16 protein-coding genes are annotated in these 19,043 nt (G+C 35.0%); 11 read left to right on the forward strand and 5 right to left on the reverse strand.

All coding sequences use genetic code 11. The annotated features are described in order from the left end of the window. The first annotated feature begins 170 nt into the window (after positions 1-170). The 8 genes from ACP7AT_RS13055 (at position 171) to ACP7AT_RS13090 (ending at position 12,325) form a co-directional block, all read left to right on the forward strand. Positions 171-3,230, forward strand: a complete 3,060-nt coding sequence (locus ACP7AT_RS13055) for a SusC/RagA family TonB-linked outer membrane protein (protein ID WP_426064779.1) — start codon at positions 171-173, stop codon at positions 3,228-3,230. An 11-nt stretch (positions 3,231-3,241) separates the two neighbouring features. Next, a complete protein-coding gene (locus ACP7AT_RS13060) occupies positions 3,242-4,720 on the forward strand; it encodes a RagB/SusD family nutrient uptake outer membrane protein (protein WP_426064780.1) in 1,479 nt (492 codons plus the stop codon). A 19-nt stretch (positions 4,721-4,739) separates the two neighbouring features. Then, on the forward strand, positions 4,740-6,335 hold the full coding sequence (locus tag ACP7AT_RS13065; protein WP_426064781.1) for a PKD domain-containing protein: 1,596 nt from the start codon (positions 4,740-4,742) through the stop codon (positions 6,333-6,335). Between the two features lie 90 nt (positions 6,336-6,425). Next, positions 6,426-8,069 (forward strand): family 16 glycosylhydrolase, encoded by a 1,644-nt coding sequence (locus tag ACP7AT_RS13070; protein WP_426064782.1) that lies wholly within the window; start codon positions 6,426-6,428, stop codon positions 8,067-8,069. Positions 8,070-8,135: 66 nt separating this feature from the next. Then, the gene (gene bglX / locus ACP7AT_RS13075; protein ID WP_426064783.1) at positions 8,136-10,436 is read left to right on the forward strand and encodes a beta-glucosidase BglX; all 2,301 of its coding nucleotides are present in this window, start codon (positions 8,136-8,138) and stop codon (positions 10,434-10,436) included. 6 nt (positions 10,437-10,442) lie between these two features. Continuing rightward, complete coding sequence (locus ACP7AT_RS13080) at positions 10,443-11,198, forward strand: glycoside hydrolase family 16 protein (protein ID WP_426064784.1); 756 nt, start codon at positions 10,443-10,445, stop codon at positions 11,196-11,198. Positions 11,199-11,544: 346 nt separating this feature from the next. After that, positions 11,545-12,129 carry an RNA polymerase sigma factor gene (locus tag ACP7AT_RS13085; protein WP_426064786.1) on the forward strand — a complete coding sequence of 195 codons (585 nt, stop codon included), beginning with the start codon at positions 11,545-11,547 and terminating at the stop codon, positions 12,127-12,129. A gap of 52 nt (positions 12,130-12,181) precedes the next feature. Next, the gene (locus tag ACP7AT_RS13090; RefSeq protein ID WP_426064787.1) at positions 12,182-12,325 is read left to right on the forward strand and encodes a hypothetical protein; all 144 of its coding nucleotides are present in this window, start codon (positions 12,182-12,184) and stop codon (positions 12,323-12,325) included. A gap of 106 nt (positions 12,326-12,431) precedes the next feature. Here ACP7AT_RS13090 and ACP7AT_RS13095 read toward each other — a convergent pair whose 3' ends face one another. Continuing rightward, complete coding sequence (locus ACP7AT_RS13095; protein WP_426064789.1) at positions 12,432-13,082, reverse strand: endonuclease III domain-containing protein; 651 nt, start codon at positions 13,080-13,082, stop codon at positions 12,432-12,434. A 90-nt stretch (positions 13,083-13,172) separates the two neighbouring features. On the opposite strand from ACP7AT_RS13095, the gene bcp reads away from it, so the two are divergent. Then, positions 13,173-13,625, forward strand: coding sequence for a thioredoxin-dependent thiol peroxidase (bcp, locus tag ACP7AT_RS13100; RefSeq protein WP_426064791.1), 453 nt, complete (start codon positions 13,173-13,175; stop codon positions 13,623-13,625). A gap of 187 nt (positions 13,626-13,812) precedes the next feature. Here bcp and ACP7AT_RS13105 read toward each other — a convergent pair whose 3' ends face one another. Continuing rightward, complete coding sequence (locus ACP7AT_RS13105; protein ID WP_426064792.1) at positions 13,813-15,273, reverse strand: TonB-dependent receptor; 1,461 nt, start codon at positions 15,271-15,273, stop codon at positions 13,813-13,815. A gap of 94 nt (positions 15,274-15,367) precedes the next feature. On the opposite strand from ACP7AT_RS13105, the gene ACP7AT_RS13110 reads away from it, so the two are divergent. Continuing rightward, positions 15,368-16,132: an MBL fold metallo-hydrolase gene (locus ACP7AT_RS13110; protein WP_426064793.1), complete on the forward strand. Its 765-nt coding sequence runs from the start codon at positions 15,368-15,370 to the stop codon at positions 16,130-16,132. Positions 16,133-16,143: 11 nt separating this feature from the next. Continuing rightward, positions 16,144-16,644 carry a hypothetical protein gene (locus tag ACP7AT_RS13115; RefSeq protein ID WP_426064794.1) on the forward strand — a complete coding sequence of 167 codons (501 nt, stop codon included), beginning with the start codon at positions 16,144-16,146 and terminating at the stop codon, positions 16,642-16,644. 60 nt (positions 16,645-16,704) lie between these two features. On the opposite strand, the gene ACP7AT_RS13120 is transcribed toward ACP7AT_RS13115, so the two are convergent. The 3 genes from ACP7AT_RS13120 to ACP7AT_RS13130 are packed head-to-tail and all read right to left on the reverse strand — an operon-like array spanning position 16,705 to position 18,966. Continuing rightward, a complete protein-coding gene (locus ACP7AT_RS13120; protein ID WP_426064795.1) occupies positions 16,705-17,352 on the reverse strand; it encodes an alpha/beta hydrolase in 648 nt (215 codons plus the stop codon). A 5-nt stretch (positions 17,353-17,357) separates the two neighbouring features. Next, a complete protein-coding gene (locus ACP7AT_RS13125; RefSeq protein WP_426064797.1) occupies positions 17,358-17,708 on the reverse strand; it encodes a hypothetical protein in 351 nt (116 codons plus the stop codon). Further along, a complete protein-coding gene (locus tag ACP7AT_RS13130) occupies positions 17,701-18,966 on the reverse strand; it encodes a dihydroorotase (RefSeq protein ID WP_426064798.1) in 1,266 nt (421 codons plus the stop codon). The genes ACP7AT_RS13125 and ACP7AT_RS13130 overlap by 8 nt, the downstream gene beginning before the upstream one ends. Positions 18,967-19,043: the final 77 nt, after the last annotated feature.

Raw genomic sequence — 19,043 nt, forward strand, 5'->3', positions numbered from 1 at the left:
TCCTTTTAAATATAATTAGAGTATCACAATTTCTTCTTAATTTTCAATGCTTTTTTAAGTATTGTAAATTAAACCAATAATTTTTTGCATTGTATGTTTTTTGTTGAGGTTCCTTTTGATTTATTATTTGAGGTTCCGATTAATTTTATAATTCACAAAAAACATAAATTATGAAGTCAAACTATTTATTAATCCTTTTTCTATTTCTGTCCTCTATTGGTTTTGCCCAAGGATATTATATGGCAGGAGTTGTTAAAGAAGCAGGTTCTGGTTTACCGATACCAGGAGTAAATGTTCAAGTTAAAAATTCAACAGTTGGGACATCTACAGATATGGATGGTCGTTTTTCTCTAAAAGGAGTTTCCTCTGGTGCAACTTTAGTTTTTACTTATTTAGGATTTAAAAATTTAGAATATAAAGTAGTTTCATCAATTAGCACTCTTTCTATTTCGTTGCAAGACGATTCTGAAATATTGGATGAAGTTGTAGTAATTGGATACGGAACTCAGAAAAAGCGAGAAATGACAGGAGCAGTTTCTGTTGTGGACAGCAAAACTTTAGAGGCTTTAAAACCAATTAAAATTGAACAAGCGTTGCAAGGAACTGTGTCCGGGGTGAATGTGACTACTACTTCTGGTGCTCCAGGTGCCGCTTTGGATATTCGTATTAGAGGTATTGCAACCAACGGTGAAAACAGACCTACAACAATCATTGATGGCTATGTTGGAGAACTTGGATTATTAAATCCAAATGATGTCGAGTCTATAACCGTTTTGAAAGATGCTCAAGCTGCTATTTATGGCACTATCGGTGCTAATGGAATTATTCTTATCACAACTAAATCGGGGAAAAAGAATTCGAAATCAAAAATTAGTTACAACACCTACACAGGTTTTCAGGAAACTTCACGAACATTACCGATGTTGAATGCCACCGAATACGCCTTATTATTGAACGAAAGTTATGCTAACGGCGGTAACACTATTCCTTTTCCTGATGTTTCCGGTTTAGGTAAAGGCAAAAACTGGCAAAATGAAGTTTTCAGCACTAGCGTTCCTGTAATCAATCACGATATCTCTTTTTCTGGTGGATCGGATAAAATTACTTACGCGGTAAGTGGTTCTCATTTGGATCAGGAAGGAATTATTGGCGAAAGTAAATCTGGTTTTTTACGAAATACTGCACGAGTTTCTGTAGGGGCAGATGTTACCGAACGATTAAAATTGAAAACAAACGTTATCTACACTTATTTTAATAGAAAATCATTAAACGAAGGTGGTTTAGGTTCTATTTTGTTCAATGCATTAAATATTCCATCAACCCTAACACCTTATGATGCGAATGGTGATTTTACAAAAGTGCCTACAAATACGGGATTAGGAATAGAAATTATAAATCCATTAGCTCAGATCGCCAATACGTATAATGACTATAACTTCAAAAAAGTAAATGGTAATTTTGGATTGGATTACAAGGTTTTTAAAGATTTTGTCGTTTCGAGTTCTATTGGTTTTAATACATCAAACAGTGAGTCTAAATCGTTTGCCAAGCAAATTTTATATTGGATAAATCCTTCAGATAAAGTATTCGATGTTTTGAGAAGTTCGGTTTCCCAAAGTGCAATTAATGATAATGACTATTCGTTTGATTTATTTGGAACTTATACTAAGAAAATTGGAGACAACCACAATGTTGTAGCCACAGTGGGAAATACTATTTTCAAACAATACGGAAACGGATTGTTTGCAACTGGATTTGATGTTCCTTATAATTCATGGGAATTTGCGGATATAGCCTTGACCAGAGGAATTTCTGAAACCGTACCAAACGGTTCTTACAATTATGATGAAAGAAGACTTTCTTATTTTGCGAGAGCACAATATGATTTTAAAGGTAAATATCTTTTTTCTACAATGATACGCCGTGATGCTTCGACAAAATTTGGACCTGGAAACAAAGTGGGATATTTCCCTTCTATTACAGCAGGTTGGGTAATTTCTGACGAAGGCTTTTTTGGAAAAGACAAACTCGTAAATTTTATGAAATTAAGAGGGAGTTATGGTATTTTAGGAAATGACCAAATTCCAAATAATGGTTATGTGTCTCAATTAAATGGGGAAGCTACCTATGTTTTTGATGATGTTTTAGTGAATGGTTTGGCAACAGGACAAATTCCAAATACAAATTTGAAATGGGAAGAAGCCAGAAAATTTGACGTTGGTTTAGACCTTAAATTAGCAGATAATAAGGTTTCTGTAGTTGCCGATTATTTTATTGACACACGAGCAGACTTACTAATCCCATTTATACCGGTTTCAGGAATCAACGGAACTGCAGCTCCAGGCGCAGGTTCTCCAACGGTAAATGCAGGAACAGTAAGAAATTCAGGTTTAGAGTTTGCGATAGATTACAAAAATAAATTCTCCGATGATTTTTCGATGAATGTGGGATATAATGTTACTTTCCTTAAAAACGAGGTATTAGAGGTTAACAACGGTATAGGATATATTGAAGGAGGTTCCTTCGGCGTAGGCCAGCAAGCGCCTTCGAGAATGGAAGTAGGATTGCCGATCGGTTATTTTTATGGTTATAAAACCGATGGGATTTTTCAAAATCAAGCAGAAGTTGCTGCACATCCATCTCAATTATCGTTAGGTGCTGATGCCAGTCCAGGTGATCTTCGTTTTGTAGATGTAAACGGTGACGGAGTTCTTAATGCGAGTGACAGATCGAATATTGGAGATCCAATTCCAGATGCCACAATGGGATTCAATTTACAAATGAACTACAAAAGTTTTGATTTTGCAGTCTATACTTTTGCTTCAGTAGGAAATGATATGGTACGAAATTACGAAAGAAACCTAACGGATGTAAATCGTCTAAATTATGTTTTGGACCGTTGGACCGGCGAAGGAAGCACGAATGCTACTCCAAGAGTGACTACAGGTGCTACAGGAAATTCTACTTTCTCCAATTATTTTGTTGAAGATGCTTCGTATTTAAGAATCCAAAACATACAATTGGGATATGCAATAAATCCTAGATATTCTGAAAAAGCGGGAATTACGAAACTACGATTGTATGCGGGTGTAAATAACTTGTACACGTTTACAAAATACAAAGGTTTTGATCCGGGCGCTTCTAATGGAGCTCCAATAGGAGGAGGAATTGACTATGGTTTTTATCCAATCCCAAGAACCTATTTGTTAGGTTTAAACATTAATTTTTAATTTGTATAAAAATGAAAAAGTATTTATTTATTACGCTCATAACGATAACAATCTTCGCAACGGTAACCATTTCTTGTAGTGATGATTTTGTGGATCGACCTATAGAATATTCGATTGATTCTGAGAATTATTTTAATTCAAAATCAGATTATGACAATGCTTTAATTGCAACCTATGATTTGTTGCAAACCACGTACCTCAATTCAATTTTGGGTGAGATAGCCTCAGACAATACTTTAGCAGGAGGAGAAAGTCAATCAGATACTCCTGGTTTTCAGCAAATTGATGACATGATTCATACGCCTGTTAATAGCAATCTAAAAAACTTGTGGGACTGGATGTTTGCTGGAGTTCAAAGAGCCAATTACATTTTGGAATTCAAAGACAAAACTAATTTTGAAGGAAAAAATCAAGTAATCGGTGAAGCTCGTTTTCTGAGGGCTTATTATCATTTTGAATTAGTAAAATGGTTTGGAGGTATTCCGTTGAAAGGGGATGCAAGATTTAATCCAGGGGACGAGAAAATAATTCCGCGTTCATCCGTTTCAGAAGTTTATGCTTCTATTGAAGCTGATTTAATCTTTGCTTCTGAAAACTTAACTGCGACCGCAGCACAAAAAGGAAGAGCAACTAAAGGTGCTGCATTAGCGTTATTAGGAAAGGCTTATTTGTACCAAAATAAATATGCACGAGCGGCTGCAACTTTCGAAAGTTTAATCGGATTTTCCACCTATTCGTTGGTTTCAGATTACAATACTATTTTTGAAAATGCAGGAGAAAATGGTTTAGAATCGGTTTTTGAAGTACAGTACACGGATGTGGAAGGAGCAGGTTTTGGATGTCTCCAATGTAGCGAAGGAAATGTAGCTGTTGGTTTTAGTGGACCAAGAAATTATTCAGGCGATTTATTTACATCAGGTTTCAGTTTTAATGTTCCAACTCAGAAAGTGGTAAACGCATTTGAAGCAGGAGATAGAAGAAAAGCGGTTGCAATATTAGACATTCAAGCTTGGGCGACCGCAACAGGCGCAACTTTTGGAAAAGGTTACGAGCACACCGGTTTTTTCAATAGAAAATATATTCCAAGAAAAAGAAGTGCTGGTGCACAAGGAGATTTAAACCTTACAAATCCTAATAATTACAGAGCCATCCGTTATGCAGATGTTCTTTTGATGGCAGCAGAGGCTTACAGTCGCGGTGGAATTGATGATACCAAAGCAAGAGGATATTTGAACCAAGTTCGAAGACGCGCTTTTGGTGATTTGAATCATGATATTTCATCTTCTGGAGCGGCTTTGACTGACTTTATTTTAGCAGAAAGAAGAGTGGAATTAGTTGGGGAAGGACACCGTTTCTTCGATTTAGTTCGAATTGGTAAAGCAGCTCAGGAAATTACTGGATTTAAAGCCAACAAAAATGAATTGTTTCCAATTCCTATCGAGGAAATTCAATTCGCAAATGGAAATTGGAAACAAAATCCTGGATATTAAAAACTAATATTATTTAAATATGAAAAACTTAAAATTAATACTAAGTCTTTTTGTTCTAACTATCTTTTTGGGATGTTCAGACGAAAATAATGACGTAGATCTTGCCGGTGTAAATGCACCTTCAAATATATCTGCCCTGACGACCATTATACAAGATAACTCAGGAAATGTTACTTTTTTACCAAAAGGAGAAGGAGTTACTCAATTCGAAATTTATTTTGGTGATGCAATTACAGCTCCTGTTTATATAAATCCCGGAGCCACTATTACCCACAAATATAAAGAGGGTAAATTTCAGGCCAAAATTATTGGGGTAACTATAAATGGAAAAAAAACAGAAACTATACAAGTGGTAACGGTTTCTTTTTTGGCACCAATAAATTTTGAACCAACCATAACTATTGGAAGTAATCTTTCGATTAATGTAATTGCGAAAGCAGAATTGGAGACTTTTTTTCAAGTTTATTTTGGAGATGTCTCGAATGAAGTTCCAGTAGATTTCATGGAAGGTGAAGTGATTACGCACACGTATTTAAATCCGGGAACGTATCAAGTGAAAGTGGTAGCCCTGAGCGGTGGCGTTGCTACAACTCAAAAAACGCAAAGCGTAACTGTAACTAATTTATTTGCCGCTCCAATTCCAACGATTCCTGCTGCGAATGTTATTTCCATGTTTAGTGATAGTTACACAAATGTTGCTGTCGATACATGGAGAACTTCTTGGTCACAGGCAAATCTGGAGGATATTGATATCAGTGGTAATAAAACTAAAAAATACAGTGCCTTGAATTTTGTAGGTATTGAAGCGACTGCTACTCCCATCAATGCGTCGGCAATGACCTTTTTTCATATTGATATTTGGTCATCAAACTTAACGGAATTTAAAGTTAAATTAGTCGATTTTGGAGCTAATGGAGTCTTTGGCGGCGGAGATGACAAAGAGCATGAAATCACGATTGCAAATCCTGTAAAGGAAAAATGGGTAAGTTTAGATCTTCCATTAAGTGACTTTGCCGGACTAACAACGCGTTCTCACATAGCACAATTAATTTTAGTTGGTGCACCATCAGGAAATACTACGGTTTATGTTGATAACGTTTTCTTTTACAACAAAGCCGGTTCTGTCACAGCAGCGCCAATACCAACTTTAGCGGTATCTAAAGTGATTTCTATGTTCAGCGACGCTTACACAAATGTACCTGTTAACACTTGGAGAACTTCTTGGTCAAGCGCCACATTGACGGATATGAGCATTAATGGAAATGCGACAAAAAAATACAGTGCATTGGATTTTGTGGGTATAGAAGCGACTACAAGTCCTATTAATGCCACAGCAATGACGCATTTTCACACGGACGTTTGGTCATCAGATTTTACTCAATTCAAAATAAAATTAGTTGATTTTGGAGCTAACGGTGCTTTTGGAGGAGGCGATGACGTAGAACATGAAATAACTATTCTGTCGCCAGCTAAAGGTTCATGGGTAAGTTTAGACATTCCGTTGAGTTCTTTTACAGGATTAAACACGCGAGCGCACATTGCACAGTTAATTTATGTGGGTGCGCCTGCTGGAAATAACACCGTTTATATTGATAATGTTTATTTTCATAATTAATAAAAGATAGATAAAATCAATTCTTTACAAATTTAAAATGAGTTTGTATAAAACGAGTATCACAACTGGATTTTTTAAAAAATAATAAAAATGAAAAAAATAATAATAAACATAGTATGCGTTTTTGTCCTTCTTTTAATGGTCAATTGTCAGGAGGATAATTTAGGTTTTGGAGCTTTAGATACACCAACAAATCTTCAGGTTACAACAGAAATTACAGGTAAATCGACAGCCTTTCCAAACGGAGACGGTTCTGGGAAAGTTAAATTTACCAGCACGGCAGAAAATACTATTTCGTATAAATACATTTTTAGCGATGGAACTTCTAAGAATTCGCCAAGCGGGATTCTTGAAAACACTTTTGCAACACCAGGTACAAATACGTACACAGTAACTGTTATTGCTTCTGGGGCAGGAGGAGTTGCAACAAATATGACATTGGAAGTAACTGTTTTCAGTGATTTTAAAGATGAACAAGCGGTACAATTCTTAACGGGTGGTGCGTCCAGAAAATGGTATTGGGCAAAATCTGAAGATGGTCATTTGGGCGTTGGTCCAAATGTAGCGTGGTCCGACCCTACCTTTGGAACAAAAAATTATTATCCGGATTTTTATTCCGCAAAAGCAAATGAAAAATCAGCGACCTGTTTGTACAATAGTGTAATGACTTTTTCTTTAGTTGGTCAACAAATGAAATTTGAATTGGATAACAAGGGGCAAACATATTATAACGGTGCTTTGAAAGGCGGTGGAGATGATGCCTGTTATAACTTAAACACCAGCGGTGCTAAAACAGTAACTTTAAGCAAGTCAGATTCTTTTATAACAAAGAATCCGAATAGTGCGACTCAAACGAGAGGAACTACAATGAATTTTGCAGAAAATGGTTTTATGGGGTATTTTGTTGGAACAAGTTCTTACGAGATTCTGTCAATTTCGGATAACCGGATGGTTGTTCGCGTGATACAGTCGGGAAATCCATTTTTGGCATGGTACCACACTTTTACCACTTCGCCTCCCGGAGCAATTGTAACGCCAACTCCTACAGTAAATTATACTGTTTTAAAATTTGCTGATGAATTTAATGTTGACGGTGCTCCAGATGCTACAAAATGGGGATATGACCTTGGCGCTGGCGGTTGGGGTAATGGCGAAGCTCAAACCTATACTAATGCTGCTGATAATGTAATTGTTCAGGGTGGAAATCTAAAAATTACGGCGAAGAAATCAGGAACAGGCTTCACTTCTGCACGATTGAAAACAGAGGATAAATATGAATTCACCTACGGTAAAATTGAGGTGAGAGCGAAATTGCCGGTTGGTAGTGGAACTTGGCCTGCAATTTGGTCTTTAGGACAAGATTATAAAACAAATGCATGGCCGAAATGTGGTGAAATTGATTTCATGGAACACAGAGGAAATGATCCAAATGTAATTCACGGGACATTACATTATCCAGGTAATTTTGGTGGAAACGCAAACACGGCTAAAACAACAATAATAAATGCAGCTACAGAATTTCATCTTTATAAAACTATTTGGAGTCCAACTTTAATTCAGTTTTATGTAGATGATAAACTGTTTCATTCTTTTGCCAATAGTAATTCAGTGCCTTTTAACAGTGATTTTTTTATGATTTTGAACGTGGCAATGGGAGGAACTTTTGGAGGAGCGATTGATCCTGCTTTTTTGCAGTCTTCAATGGAGATTGATTATGTAAGGATTTACCAGTAAAATACGTAATGGATTTATAAAGGTCGGTTTTTTACCGGCTTTTTAATTATGATAAAAAGTGTAGAGATGAGAAATAAATTCCTGTTAGCGTCCTTTGTAATAGCAGCTTTAATAGTTGCCGGGTGCAGTAATAAAATCTTGAAATCGTCTGTTTCTTACTCCAAAGAAAATGTTCTGGACACTAAAGTAGATTCGGTTCTCCAACTGATGACTTTGGAAGAAAAAGTCGGTCAACTTAATCAATATAATGGTTTTTGGGATATTACAGGTCCAGCTCCAAAAGAAGGTCAGGCAGCCAAAAAATACGAAGACCTGAAAAAAGGTTTAGTCGGATCGATGCTGAATGTAAAAGGGGTAAAAGATGTTAAAGCCTTGCAAAAAATAGCGATTGAACAAACCCGATTGGGGATTCCGTTACTCTTTGGGTTTGATGTGATTCACGGTTATAAAACGATTAGCCCAATTCCGCTGGCAGAAGCCGCAAGTTGGGATTTGGAAGCGATAAAAAAGTCGGCAGCAATAGCCGCTGAAGAAGCAGCTGCTGTAGGATTGAACTGGACTTTTGCTCCTATGGTTGATATTTCCAGAGACGCCCGTTGGGGACGCGTTATGGAAGGAGCGGGTGAAGATCCATTTTTAGGAAGTAAAATTGCCGTAGCTCGTGTACAAGGTTTTCAAGGCGAAGATTTAGCCGATACGAATACTATTTTGGCTTGCGCCAAACATTTTGCAGGATATGCTTTTGCAGAATCAGGAAGAGATTACAATACGGTTGATATAAGCGAAACCGTGTTACAAAACACTATTTTTCCGCCTTTTAAAGCGGCAGTTGATGCTGGTGTACGAACGTTTATGAACTCTTTCAATGAACTAAATGGAATTCCCGCAACAGGAAATGCCTATTTGCAAAGAGAAGTTTTAAAGAGAGACTGGAAATTTGACGGTTTCGTAGTCTCGGATTGGGGATCTATCAACGAAATGATTACACATGGTTATGCGAAAGACAGTAAACAGGCAGCTGAAATAGCCATCAATGCCGGTTCCGACATGGATATGGAATCCAGTGCGTATGTGGAGCATTTAGTGGCGTTAGTCAAAGAAGGCAAAGTCAAAGAGAGTGTCATTGAAGATGCGGCAAGACGGATTTTGAAGGTAAAGTTCGAATTAGGTTTGTTTGACGATCCGTATAGATATTGTGATGAAAATCGAGAATTGCAAACCTTAGGAAAACGGGAATTTCAAGAAGGAGTTTTGGATATGGCCAAGAAGTCGATCGTGCTTTTGAAAAATGAAAAGGAATTATTGCCTTTAAAAAAATCAGGTCAGAAAATTGCATTAATTGGTGCTTTGGCAAATGATAAAACGAGTCCTTTGGGAAGCTGGAGAATCGCTGCTGATGATGATTCGGCAGTTTCAGTTCTGGAAGGATTACAAAAATATTTGGGTAATCAACTTACTTACGCAAAAGGAGCTAATGTAACCGAGGGACGAACCCAGTTCATTTGGGAAACTAAAATCAACATGACGAATAAGAGTGAATTTGCAGAAGCCATTTCGGTTGCAAAACAAGCTGACATAGTAGTTATGGTTTTGGGAGAACACGGTTTACAATCAGGTGAGGGAAGAAGTAGAATTGATATTGGTTTACCCGGTGTCCAACAAGAATTATTGGAAGCAATTTTTAAAGTCAATCCTAATGTGGTTTTGGTTTTAAATAATGGCCGTCCATTAGCCATTCCTTGGGCAGATGAAAACATTCCTGCAATTGTTGAAGGCTGGCATTTAGGAACACAAAGCGGTAACGCAATTGCGCAGGTTTTATACGGGGATTACAATCCAAGCGGAAAACTGCCAATGACTTTCCCCAGAAATGTAGGTCAGATTCCTATTTATTACAATTATAAAAATACCGGAAGACCAGTAATGAACGAGCCCGAAAGTGTATTTTGGTCGCATTATGTTGATGAAAAGAACACACCTTTATATCCTTTTGGTCACGGACTAAGTTATTCTAAATTTGAATACTCTAATTTGCAATTATCATCAAAGACATTTGTTAAAAACGGTACAATTGAAGTTTCTGTAAACTTAAAAAATACGGGAAAAGTTGCTGGAAAAGAAGTCGTTCAATTGTATATTAGAGATTTGATAGGAAGTATTACTCGACCCGTAAAAGAGTTGAAAGGATTCGAAATAATCGAATTACAACCCAACGAAACCAAAAAAGTGATATTTACAATTGATGAAAAAACAATCGAGTATTTCACTGCCAACAGAAAATGGGAAGCAGAAGCTGGAGACTTTAAAGTATTCATAGGAGGAAGTTCAGTAACAAAATTGGAAGGTGATTTTCAATATTCTAATTAAAATAAAATGAAAAAAATAGCAGTATTATTACTTGTGATCAATTTTTCTTTTGCACAACAGAACAAACAAAAACTGGTTTGGGAAGAAAATTTTGTAGGGCAAACTTTAAACGAAAAGAGTTGGAATTTTGAGCTCGGCAATGGTTGTCCTAATTGCGGTTGGGGAAACAATGAAAGACAATTATACACGAAACAAAACCACAAGATTACTAAAAATAAGTTAGTCATCACTGCAAAAAAAGAAGGTGATAAATACACTTCCACACGGATTACTACCAAAGGTAAAAAGGAGTTTCAATACGGTCGTTTTGAGGCGAGAGCAAAGTTGCCTGTTGGACAAGGAGTTTGGCCGGCTTGGTGGATGTTAGGTTCTAATATCAGTGAAGTTGGTTGGCCAAAATCTGGTGAAATTGATATTTTAGAATATGTTGGTAAAGAGCCCAATATGGTTTTTACTTCTTTGCATACACAAGACAGCCACGGAAACACTATAAATACTCAGAAAACAAGATTTAATGCTATCGAGGAAGGTTTTCACATTTACGCAATGGAATGGACGAAAGACAAAATTGATTTTTTTGTGGATAATACATTAGTGTACACGTTTCAGCCTGAAAGTAAAACAGAAGCGATTTGGCCATTTAACCAGCCCTTTTATTTTATTGTCAATATGGCAATAGGAGGAAATTTTGGAGGACCAGAAGTGGATGATACCATTCTTCCGCAGGATTTTATTGTTGATTACATCAGAGTATATCAATAATTTGATTTTTTGAATGATTAAGTGAAACTAAAATAAAGTGTTTGTTTATTCGAATGAATAAATAAGCAGACCTTATTTTAGTTTTATTTTTATTAGAATTTTTAGATTAAATTAACTCTTTCTTAGGCATCGGCATGCTATTTGTGTGGTAAATGTGAAAAAAGAAGATAAATTTTAACAAATTTAAATTTTGAAATGTTAATTTTTATTAATTTTACTTGCATGGTAAAATAATAATTAGTTAAATTTGAAAACTGAACAAACCTAAACACACTTTAGCCTATAATAAAAAACTACTTTTTAGAGAAAACTCTCCAATTTTAATTAAAAACTAAAAAGTATTATTATGGTTAATATACAACTCCCAGACGCGTCATTAGTTAAGGAATATGTCGCAGGTAATGAGGATGCCTTAGCTAAACTAATAAAGAGGCATGAGGGAAAAATATATGGATTTATTTATTCTAAAATCCCGGATAGAGATATTACCAACGATATTTTTCAAGATACCTTTATCAAAGTAATAAAAACTTTGAAATCAAACTCTTACAATGAAGAAGGTAAATTTTTACCGTGGGTAATGCGTATATCCCATAATTTAGTAGTTGATCATTACCGAAAAACCAAAAAAATGCCAATGTTCAGGGAAACAGAGGAATTTTCAATTTTCTCTATTATGTCTGATAATTCCTTGACGATAGAAAATAAAATAATATCTGAACAAGTTGAAATGGATTTACAAAAGCTAATTGAAGGACTTCCTGCTGATCAAAAAGAAGTTTTAGTCATGAGAATGTATCAAGACATGAGTTTCAAGGAAATTTCGGAAATAACTGGAGTGAGTATTAATACTGCATTAGGAAGAATGCGTTATGCTTTGATGAATTTGAGAAAGGTAATTGATAAGCACCAAATTGTTTTAACCAATTAATAATATTTTGAAAAGTGCTGCGTTGTAATGTAAAACAAATACATATTACTTTATGGCAAAAACTTACTCAAAAAAATCATTATTTTCTCAAGTAATGAAACCAAGTAAAGAAACAATTTCTTTTTTATTAGGCTATTCAAAAGCGTTAACCATAATAGAAATAGAAAATATAAGTTTTGAAATTATATCAAATTAGAATCTATATAATTCCAAAAGAAATAAATTTTAGTAGCCCAATTCGGTAATGAAAAAAAAACCACTGATTTTAAATAGAATTAGTGGTTTTTTTGTTTGTCTTCAGTTTATTTTTTATAATATGCATCGAGTACCGTTTTTCGGCCAATTGTTTTGGTAATACTATCCTTTTCTAAATCCCAGCCCCGAGCCGGAGAATATTGTCTTCCGTACCAAATAATCTGAAGATGCAGGTCATTCCAGATTTCTTCAGGAAAAATGCGTTTCGCATCTTTCTCCGTTTGAACTACGTTTTTTCCATTGGTTAAATTCCATCGATACATTAAGCGATGAATGTGTGTGTCAACAGGAAACGCAGGAACTCCAAAAGCTTGCGACATGACGACACTAGCCGTTTTATGTCCTACGGCAGGTAGTTCTTCCAAAAATTCAAAGCTTTGCGGAACTTTTCCATCGTGTTTATCAATTAATATATGAGACAAACCATGAATACCTTTTGATTTCATTGGAGATAAGCCACAAGGTCGAATGATTTCCTTTATTTCTTCCACAGACATTTTTATCATATCATGCGGATTATCTGCTTTTGCGAAAAGTAAAGGCGTAATTTGATTCACGCGCACATCGGTACATTGGGCAGAAAGTAAAACCGCAATCAATAAAGTATAAGGATCTTTATGATCCAATGGAACTAGAATTGTAGGATAAAGTTCTTTTAACGTATTTATAACAAAAGTTACACGTTCTTGTTTATTCATTATTAGTTAAATTTGATTTGCAAAGAAAAACAATTTCAATAGCAAAAGCAAAGTGCAACTTTAATTCAAATAAATAAAAAAATATAAATAATGACAACATTAAAAAAAGGAGACAAAGCCCCTAATTTTTCTGGTCTAGACCAAGAGGGAAAATCACATCAATTAGCAGATTACGCAGGAAAAAAACTGGTGGTTTTCTTTTATCCCAAAGCAAACACGCCAGGTTGCACAGCTGAAGCTTGTGATTTGAGAGACAATTTCGAACGTTTTCAAGCCAATAATTACGCATTGTTAGGCGTAAGTGCAGACAGCCAAAAAGCACAGGCAAAGTTCAAAGACAAGTATGAATTTCCTTTTCCATTACTTGCAGATGAAGATAAATCCATAATTCAGGCTTTTGGTGTTTGGGGACCTAAAAAATTCATGGGTAAAGAGTATGACGGAATCCACAGAACTACATTTGTAATAGGCGAAAACGGAATTATTGATGAGGTGATAGCTGATGTAAAAACCAAAGCACATGCTGCGCAGATACTAAAATAAGCGTTCAGTTACTACTCGTTTCAAATTATGTTTTCATAAACTGAATTTAAATTAGAAAAGACAAAAGAAAGTCCAGAGTTGAGGTTAAAATTGACCGCAGTTCTGGACTTTTTTTATAACTTGAATCATAATTCAATCCTGATTCTGATGTTAATGAGAGTTAAAACTGATTATTGACTATTATCAATTAATTGCTTTCATTCAAGACTTTATGTGGATCAAAGCCAAAAAGTCTGTGTTCTTTAATTATTTCTGCAATACCAGATGGAAGCATTTGTTCCCAGCCCGGTTTTCCATGATTTATCATATTCAAGACTTCACGGGAGAAAACCTCTAAAATCGTAGGATCATAATCATCAATATCAACTACTTTTCCGTTGAATTTAAAGAATTTATAGAGTTCTTTCATTCTTGGATGTACTTTTAAATTCTCGGATGTAATAATTTCTCCATTTTCTCCGATCATTGGATATAGGAATACTTTCATATCGCGATAAAATAATTTTCCAAAAGCTTCCAGAATTCCACCACTTAAATGACGGTAATATTTTTCGTCAAAGATATCTACTAAATTATTTACGCCCATGGCTAATCCCATTCGGGCTTTGGTATAATTAGCAAAATACTCGACCACTTTATAATATTCTTGAAAATTAGAAATCATAACTGTTTGTCCAAGAGAACACAATAATTCAGCTCGATCCATAAAATCCCTTTCGTCTATTTCTCCATCAGAACGCAAGTTGGATAATGTAATTTCAAAAACAACTAAAGTATTTTCGGCATTTACCTTATTTTCATTCAGGAACATTTTCAATGATTTCTCATACATGTCCATATTTACTTTTGTAACGGGACGGAAACTCCCTCTAAAAGCTAAAATGTTTTTCTTATAAAGTATGGCTGCAGGAAGAATGTTTTTTCCATCAGGATTAAACATTACAGCATCAGTCATTCCATTTTTAACTAATTGTAAACTCATCAAACGATTGTCTACATCAGCAAAACGGGGTCCTGAGAAATTAATTGTATCTATTTCTAATTGGTCTTTGTCTAAATGATCATATAAATAACGCAATAATCGCTTAGGGTCATTGTATTTGTAATACGCACCGTAAATCAAATTTACGCCAAGGATTCCCAGTGTTTCTTGTTGTAAACGAACATCAGTTTCTTTAAAGCGAATGTGAAGAATAATCTCGTTGTAATCCTCATCCGGTTCAATTTGATAACTGATTCCAACCCAGCCATGTCCTTTAAATTGTTTAGCAAAATCAATAGTAGCTACGGTATTGGCATAACTAAAAAACATTTTGTTGGGATGTTTTTCTCTGCTCAGTCGTCGTTCTATAAGATTTACTTCATGAGAAAGCATTTTTTTTAATCGGCTTTCCGTTACGTATCGGCCGTCTTCTTCTATTCCATATACAGCATCACTGAAGTCTTTATCATAGGCTGACATTGCTTTTGCAATTGTACCTGAAGATCCACCAGATCTAAAAAAATGTCTTACAGTTTCCTGTCCTGCTCCAATTTCTGCAAAAGTTCCATAAATATTTTCGTTCAAATTGATACGGAGCGCTTTATCTTTAGTAGAAGGAATTTGTTCGATGATTTTATCACCTTTTAATTTAATTTCTGTATCCATTTTCTTTTAATATGGCTAATATTTGTCAAAGTTAATGAATTAGGTTTCTAATGAAAGAGAATTAATCCTATTTTTGTAAACAAAATCAAGAAAGTTGAAGGTATATTTTTTAGGAACTGGTACGTCACAAGGGATTCCCGTTATTGGGAGTAATCATCCCGTATGCAAAAGCACTGATTTTAAAGACAAAAGACTACGCGTTTCTGTATGGATTTCTTGGGAAAATTATTCTTTTATTATCGATTGCGGACCTGATTTTAGACAGCAAATGCTTTCGTCTAATTGTCAAAAGGTGAACGGCATTCTTTTTACCCATGAACATTCAGATCATACTGCTGGAATTGATGATATTCGACCTTTTAATTTTAAACAAGGAGAAATACCAATTTATGCACACCAGCGAGTGATACATAATTTAAAAAAGCGTTTCGATTATGTTTTTGAAACGGTTAATAAATATCCCGGTTCCCCTTCCGTAAAAACAATTGAAGTTATTAACGACCAGCCATTTGCTATTGGAAACAAAACTGCTGTTCCAATAAATGTTTTGCATGGAAATCTTCAGGTTTTTGGGTACCGAATTGATGATTTTGCTTATTTAACAGATGTGAAAACTATTGAAAAAACAGAAATAGCCAAGCTAAAAAATTTAAAAGTTTTGGTTGTGAATGCGTTACGGGAAGAACGGCATGACACACATTTCAATTTGAAAGAAGCGTTAGAATTCATAACTTTGGTGCAACCAGAAAAAGCGTATCTCACGCACATCAGTCATATAATGGGATATCATGAAGAGGTTCAAAAAAATCTTCCCGCAAATGTTTTTCTTGCCTACGATAATTTAGAAATTAAAATTTAATTTTATTAAAAATGAAACGATCATTATTCCTTTATCTCACTATTCTAGCTGTTCTTTCTTCAATTTTTACGTATATGTTTTTGAGTAAACAAGTAGCTTTCGAACAAAATAGATACAAAAAAACAACAACAAAGTTAAAGGACAGTTTAGCCTCGGTTACTAAAAAATTAGCGGATGCCAACTATTTTTCTTTGGAAAAAAATGAAAATGCGCAAAACTATTTTGATTCTGCAAGTTCTGAAAAAACAATCCAATACGAGAAATTAATTCCTTACGTCACTGAAAAATTATTAGATTTTAATTCCAACCCAAAAGGAAATCCTTATACTGGTCAAGATCAAATTGGTGCCAATAAATTTATTATCAATAAGGCAAAAATACTAAATCACAGATGGATTATTGCTGACTTTAGTGATGGTGAAATTTGGGGTGAGGTTTTATTAAAATATTTTGTAAATGCAGATGACAGTATTTCATTTGAAGTAAATCAATCCTTATTATATCAAAAATAAATATTCAGTCGCAGCTTTCAGAAATTGTCAGTATTGAAAACTGCGACAGCTTACTGAATACTACTTTTCCTGAAGCCAATTTTTAAAGTCATAAAAATTTTGTGGAGCTACACCATGACCCACAGGATATTCTTTGTACGTGATATTTATTCCTAAATTTTCTACTATTGCAGGTGTTTTCCTGGCCCATTCCACTGGGATTACTTGATCTACAGTTCCGTGTGAAGCAAATATTTTCAAGTTTGTAAAACTATTTTTAAGATAATCATCAGCCATAATCTCTAAATTCAAATATCCACTCATAGCTACTACTTTCTGAACTTTTTCTGGGTATGAAAGTGCCACAGCATAACTTAGGATGGCGCCTTGGCTGAAGCCAACTAAAGCAATTTGTTTCTCATTAATTGGATAATTAGCAATTAGCTCATCAATAAATCCAGCAATTACATCCCTTGAAACTTTAGCTTGTTCGTGGTCAGAAAATTTGTTTTCATCCGCATCGAAGTTGATTGCGTACCACGCAAAAGCACCGTATTGCATATCATAAGGCGCACGTGCCGAGATTATGTAATATTCTTCCGGAAGTTCAGTAGCAAATGAAAATAAATCATCTTCATTGCTGCCGTACCCGTGCAATAAAAGGATAAGCGGATTTTTGTCTAATTTTATTTTAGGTTCTCGTATTTTGTATTTTAAGGATAAGTTCATTGTAATTATGATATGTTTGATAACCATTTTTGATAATAAGTTCCCAGTAAAGGAACTGGTTTTGTTTCTCCTTTTATAGCAGTAGTAATTCCATAAGACCACAAAACAAAGACGAAAATCCACATTGGAGCCGAAATCAGTAAGCTGTCAAAATTACTGATGATTAATCCCAATGATATAAAAGTTAACGTGAGTCCAAGTCCTTGGCGAATGTGAAAAGAAGCAAACTCATTTTTGTCTTCGGAGTTCATGGACATCGCTATAAAAACACCAATTCCTAAAATATAACTGGTTATGGCAGCGGTCTTTCCTGACTCTGAATTGTTATTATTATTATTATTATTATTATTATTCATTTTTTTTTGATAAAATTAATTTTCCTTGATTGATAATCCCATAAACTTTTCCTTTCATTTCTGTTTGCAGAAATGCGGAGTTTTTTGATTTTGATAAAATTGATGATTTTGTGAAAATGCTTTCTGGTTCCGGATTAAACAAGGTAATATTTGCTTTAGACCCTTCACTAATCTTTTCTGTTTCGATACCAAAAGTTGTTTTTCCGGATGTCAATTTATCTACTACGATTTCTAAAGGTAAGACTGTCATTAAAGCACTAAAAGCACTTTCCAATCCAATTGTTCCATTTTTCGCACAATCAAATTCCATTTTCTTGTGTTCAATATCTATCGGATTATGGTCGGATGTAATCATATCGATCGTACCGTCTTTTATTCCTTTCAACAATGCTTTTCTATCAGTTTCAGTTCTAAGTGGCGGCGAAACTTTATAGCGGGTGTCAAAACCTTCCAGTTTTTCATCGGTTAAAACCAAATGATGCACTGCTACGCTACACGTTACATTAAGTCCATTGGCTTTAGCGTCTTTGATTAATTGAACTGATTTTTTAGTCGAAATTGTTGGAATGTGTAGTTTTCCGCCGGTATATTCTAACAAAAATAAATTTCTGGCAATTTGTAATTCTTCAGCAAGATTTGGAATTCCTTTTAGTCCTAATCGGGTAGAAACAATGCCTTCATTCGCCACTCCGTTTCCTTTTATATTTTCGTCTTGTGAAAAAGCGATGAGTAATCCATCAAAATCCTGAACGTATTGTAAAGCAATTTTTAGCAAATTAGCATTGTCTAAACTTTTATTATAATCTCCAAAGGCAACTGCTCCAGCTTTTTTCATATCATACAATTCAGCCATGTCTTTTCCTGCACTCTCTTTGCTCAAAGCGCCAATAGGGTAGAGTTGTGTTGCAAATCCTTGTGCTTTATTTAAAACAAAATTCACTTGGGATTGATTGTCAATAACAGGGAAGGAGTTGGGCTGTAATGCGATTGCCGTAAAACCGCTTTTGGCAGCTACATTAAGTCCGTTCGAAATGGTTTCTCTATCTTCAAAACCAGGTTCTCCAAGCGAAACGCTACTGTCAAACCAGCCTTGTGATACGTGAAGATTGTCAAGTTGTATTTCGTCTGCTTTATCTGGATTTGGAATCGAAGTTCCAATTTTTTTTATAAAACCATCAACAATTAAAATATCTAGAGTCTTGTTATGAAAGGGACTTTTCGAATCGATAATTTTGGCACCTCTGATAATTAATTTCATATATAGATAATATTTGTTTTTTTGATGGAATATGAAATTCGCAGAGCTGTATTAACTCTTACGACCAATTGATGGTC

The sequence above is a fragment of the Flavobacterium sp. DSP2-3-1 genome, assembly GCF_049896865.1.
Taxonomy (GTDB): Bacteria; Bacteroidota; Bacteroidia; order Flavobacteriales; family Flavobacteriaceae; genus Flavobacterium.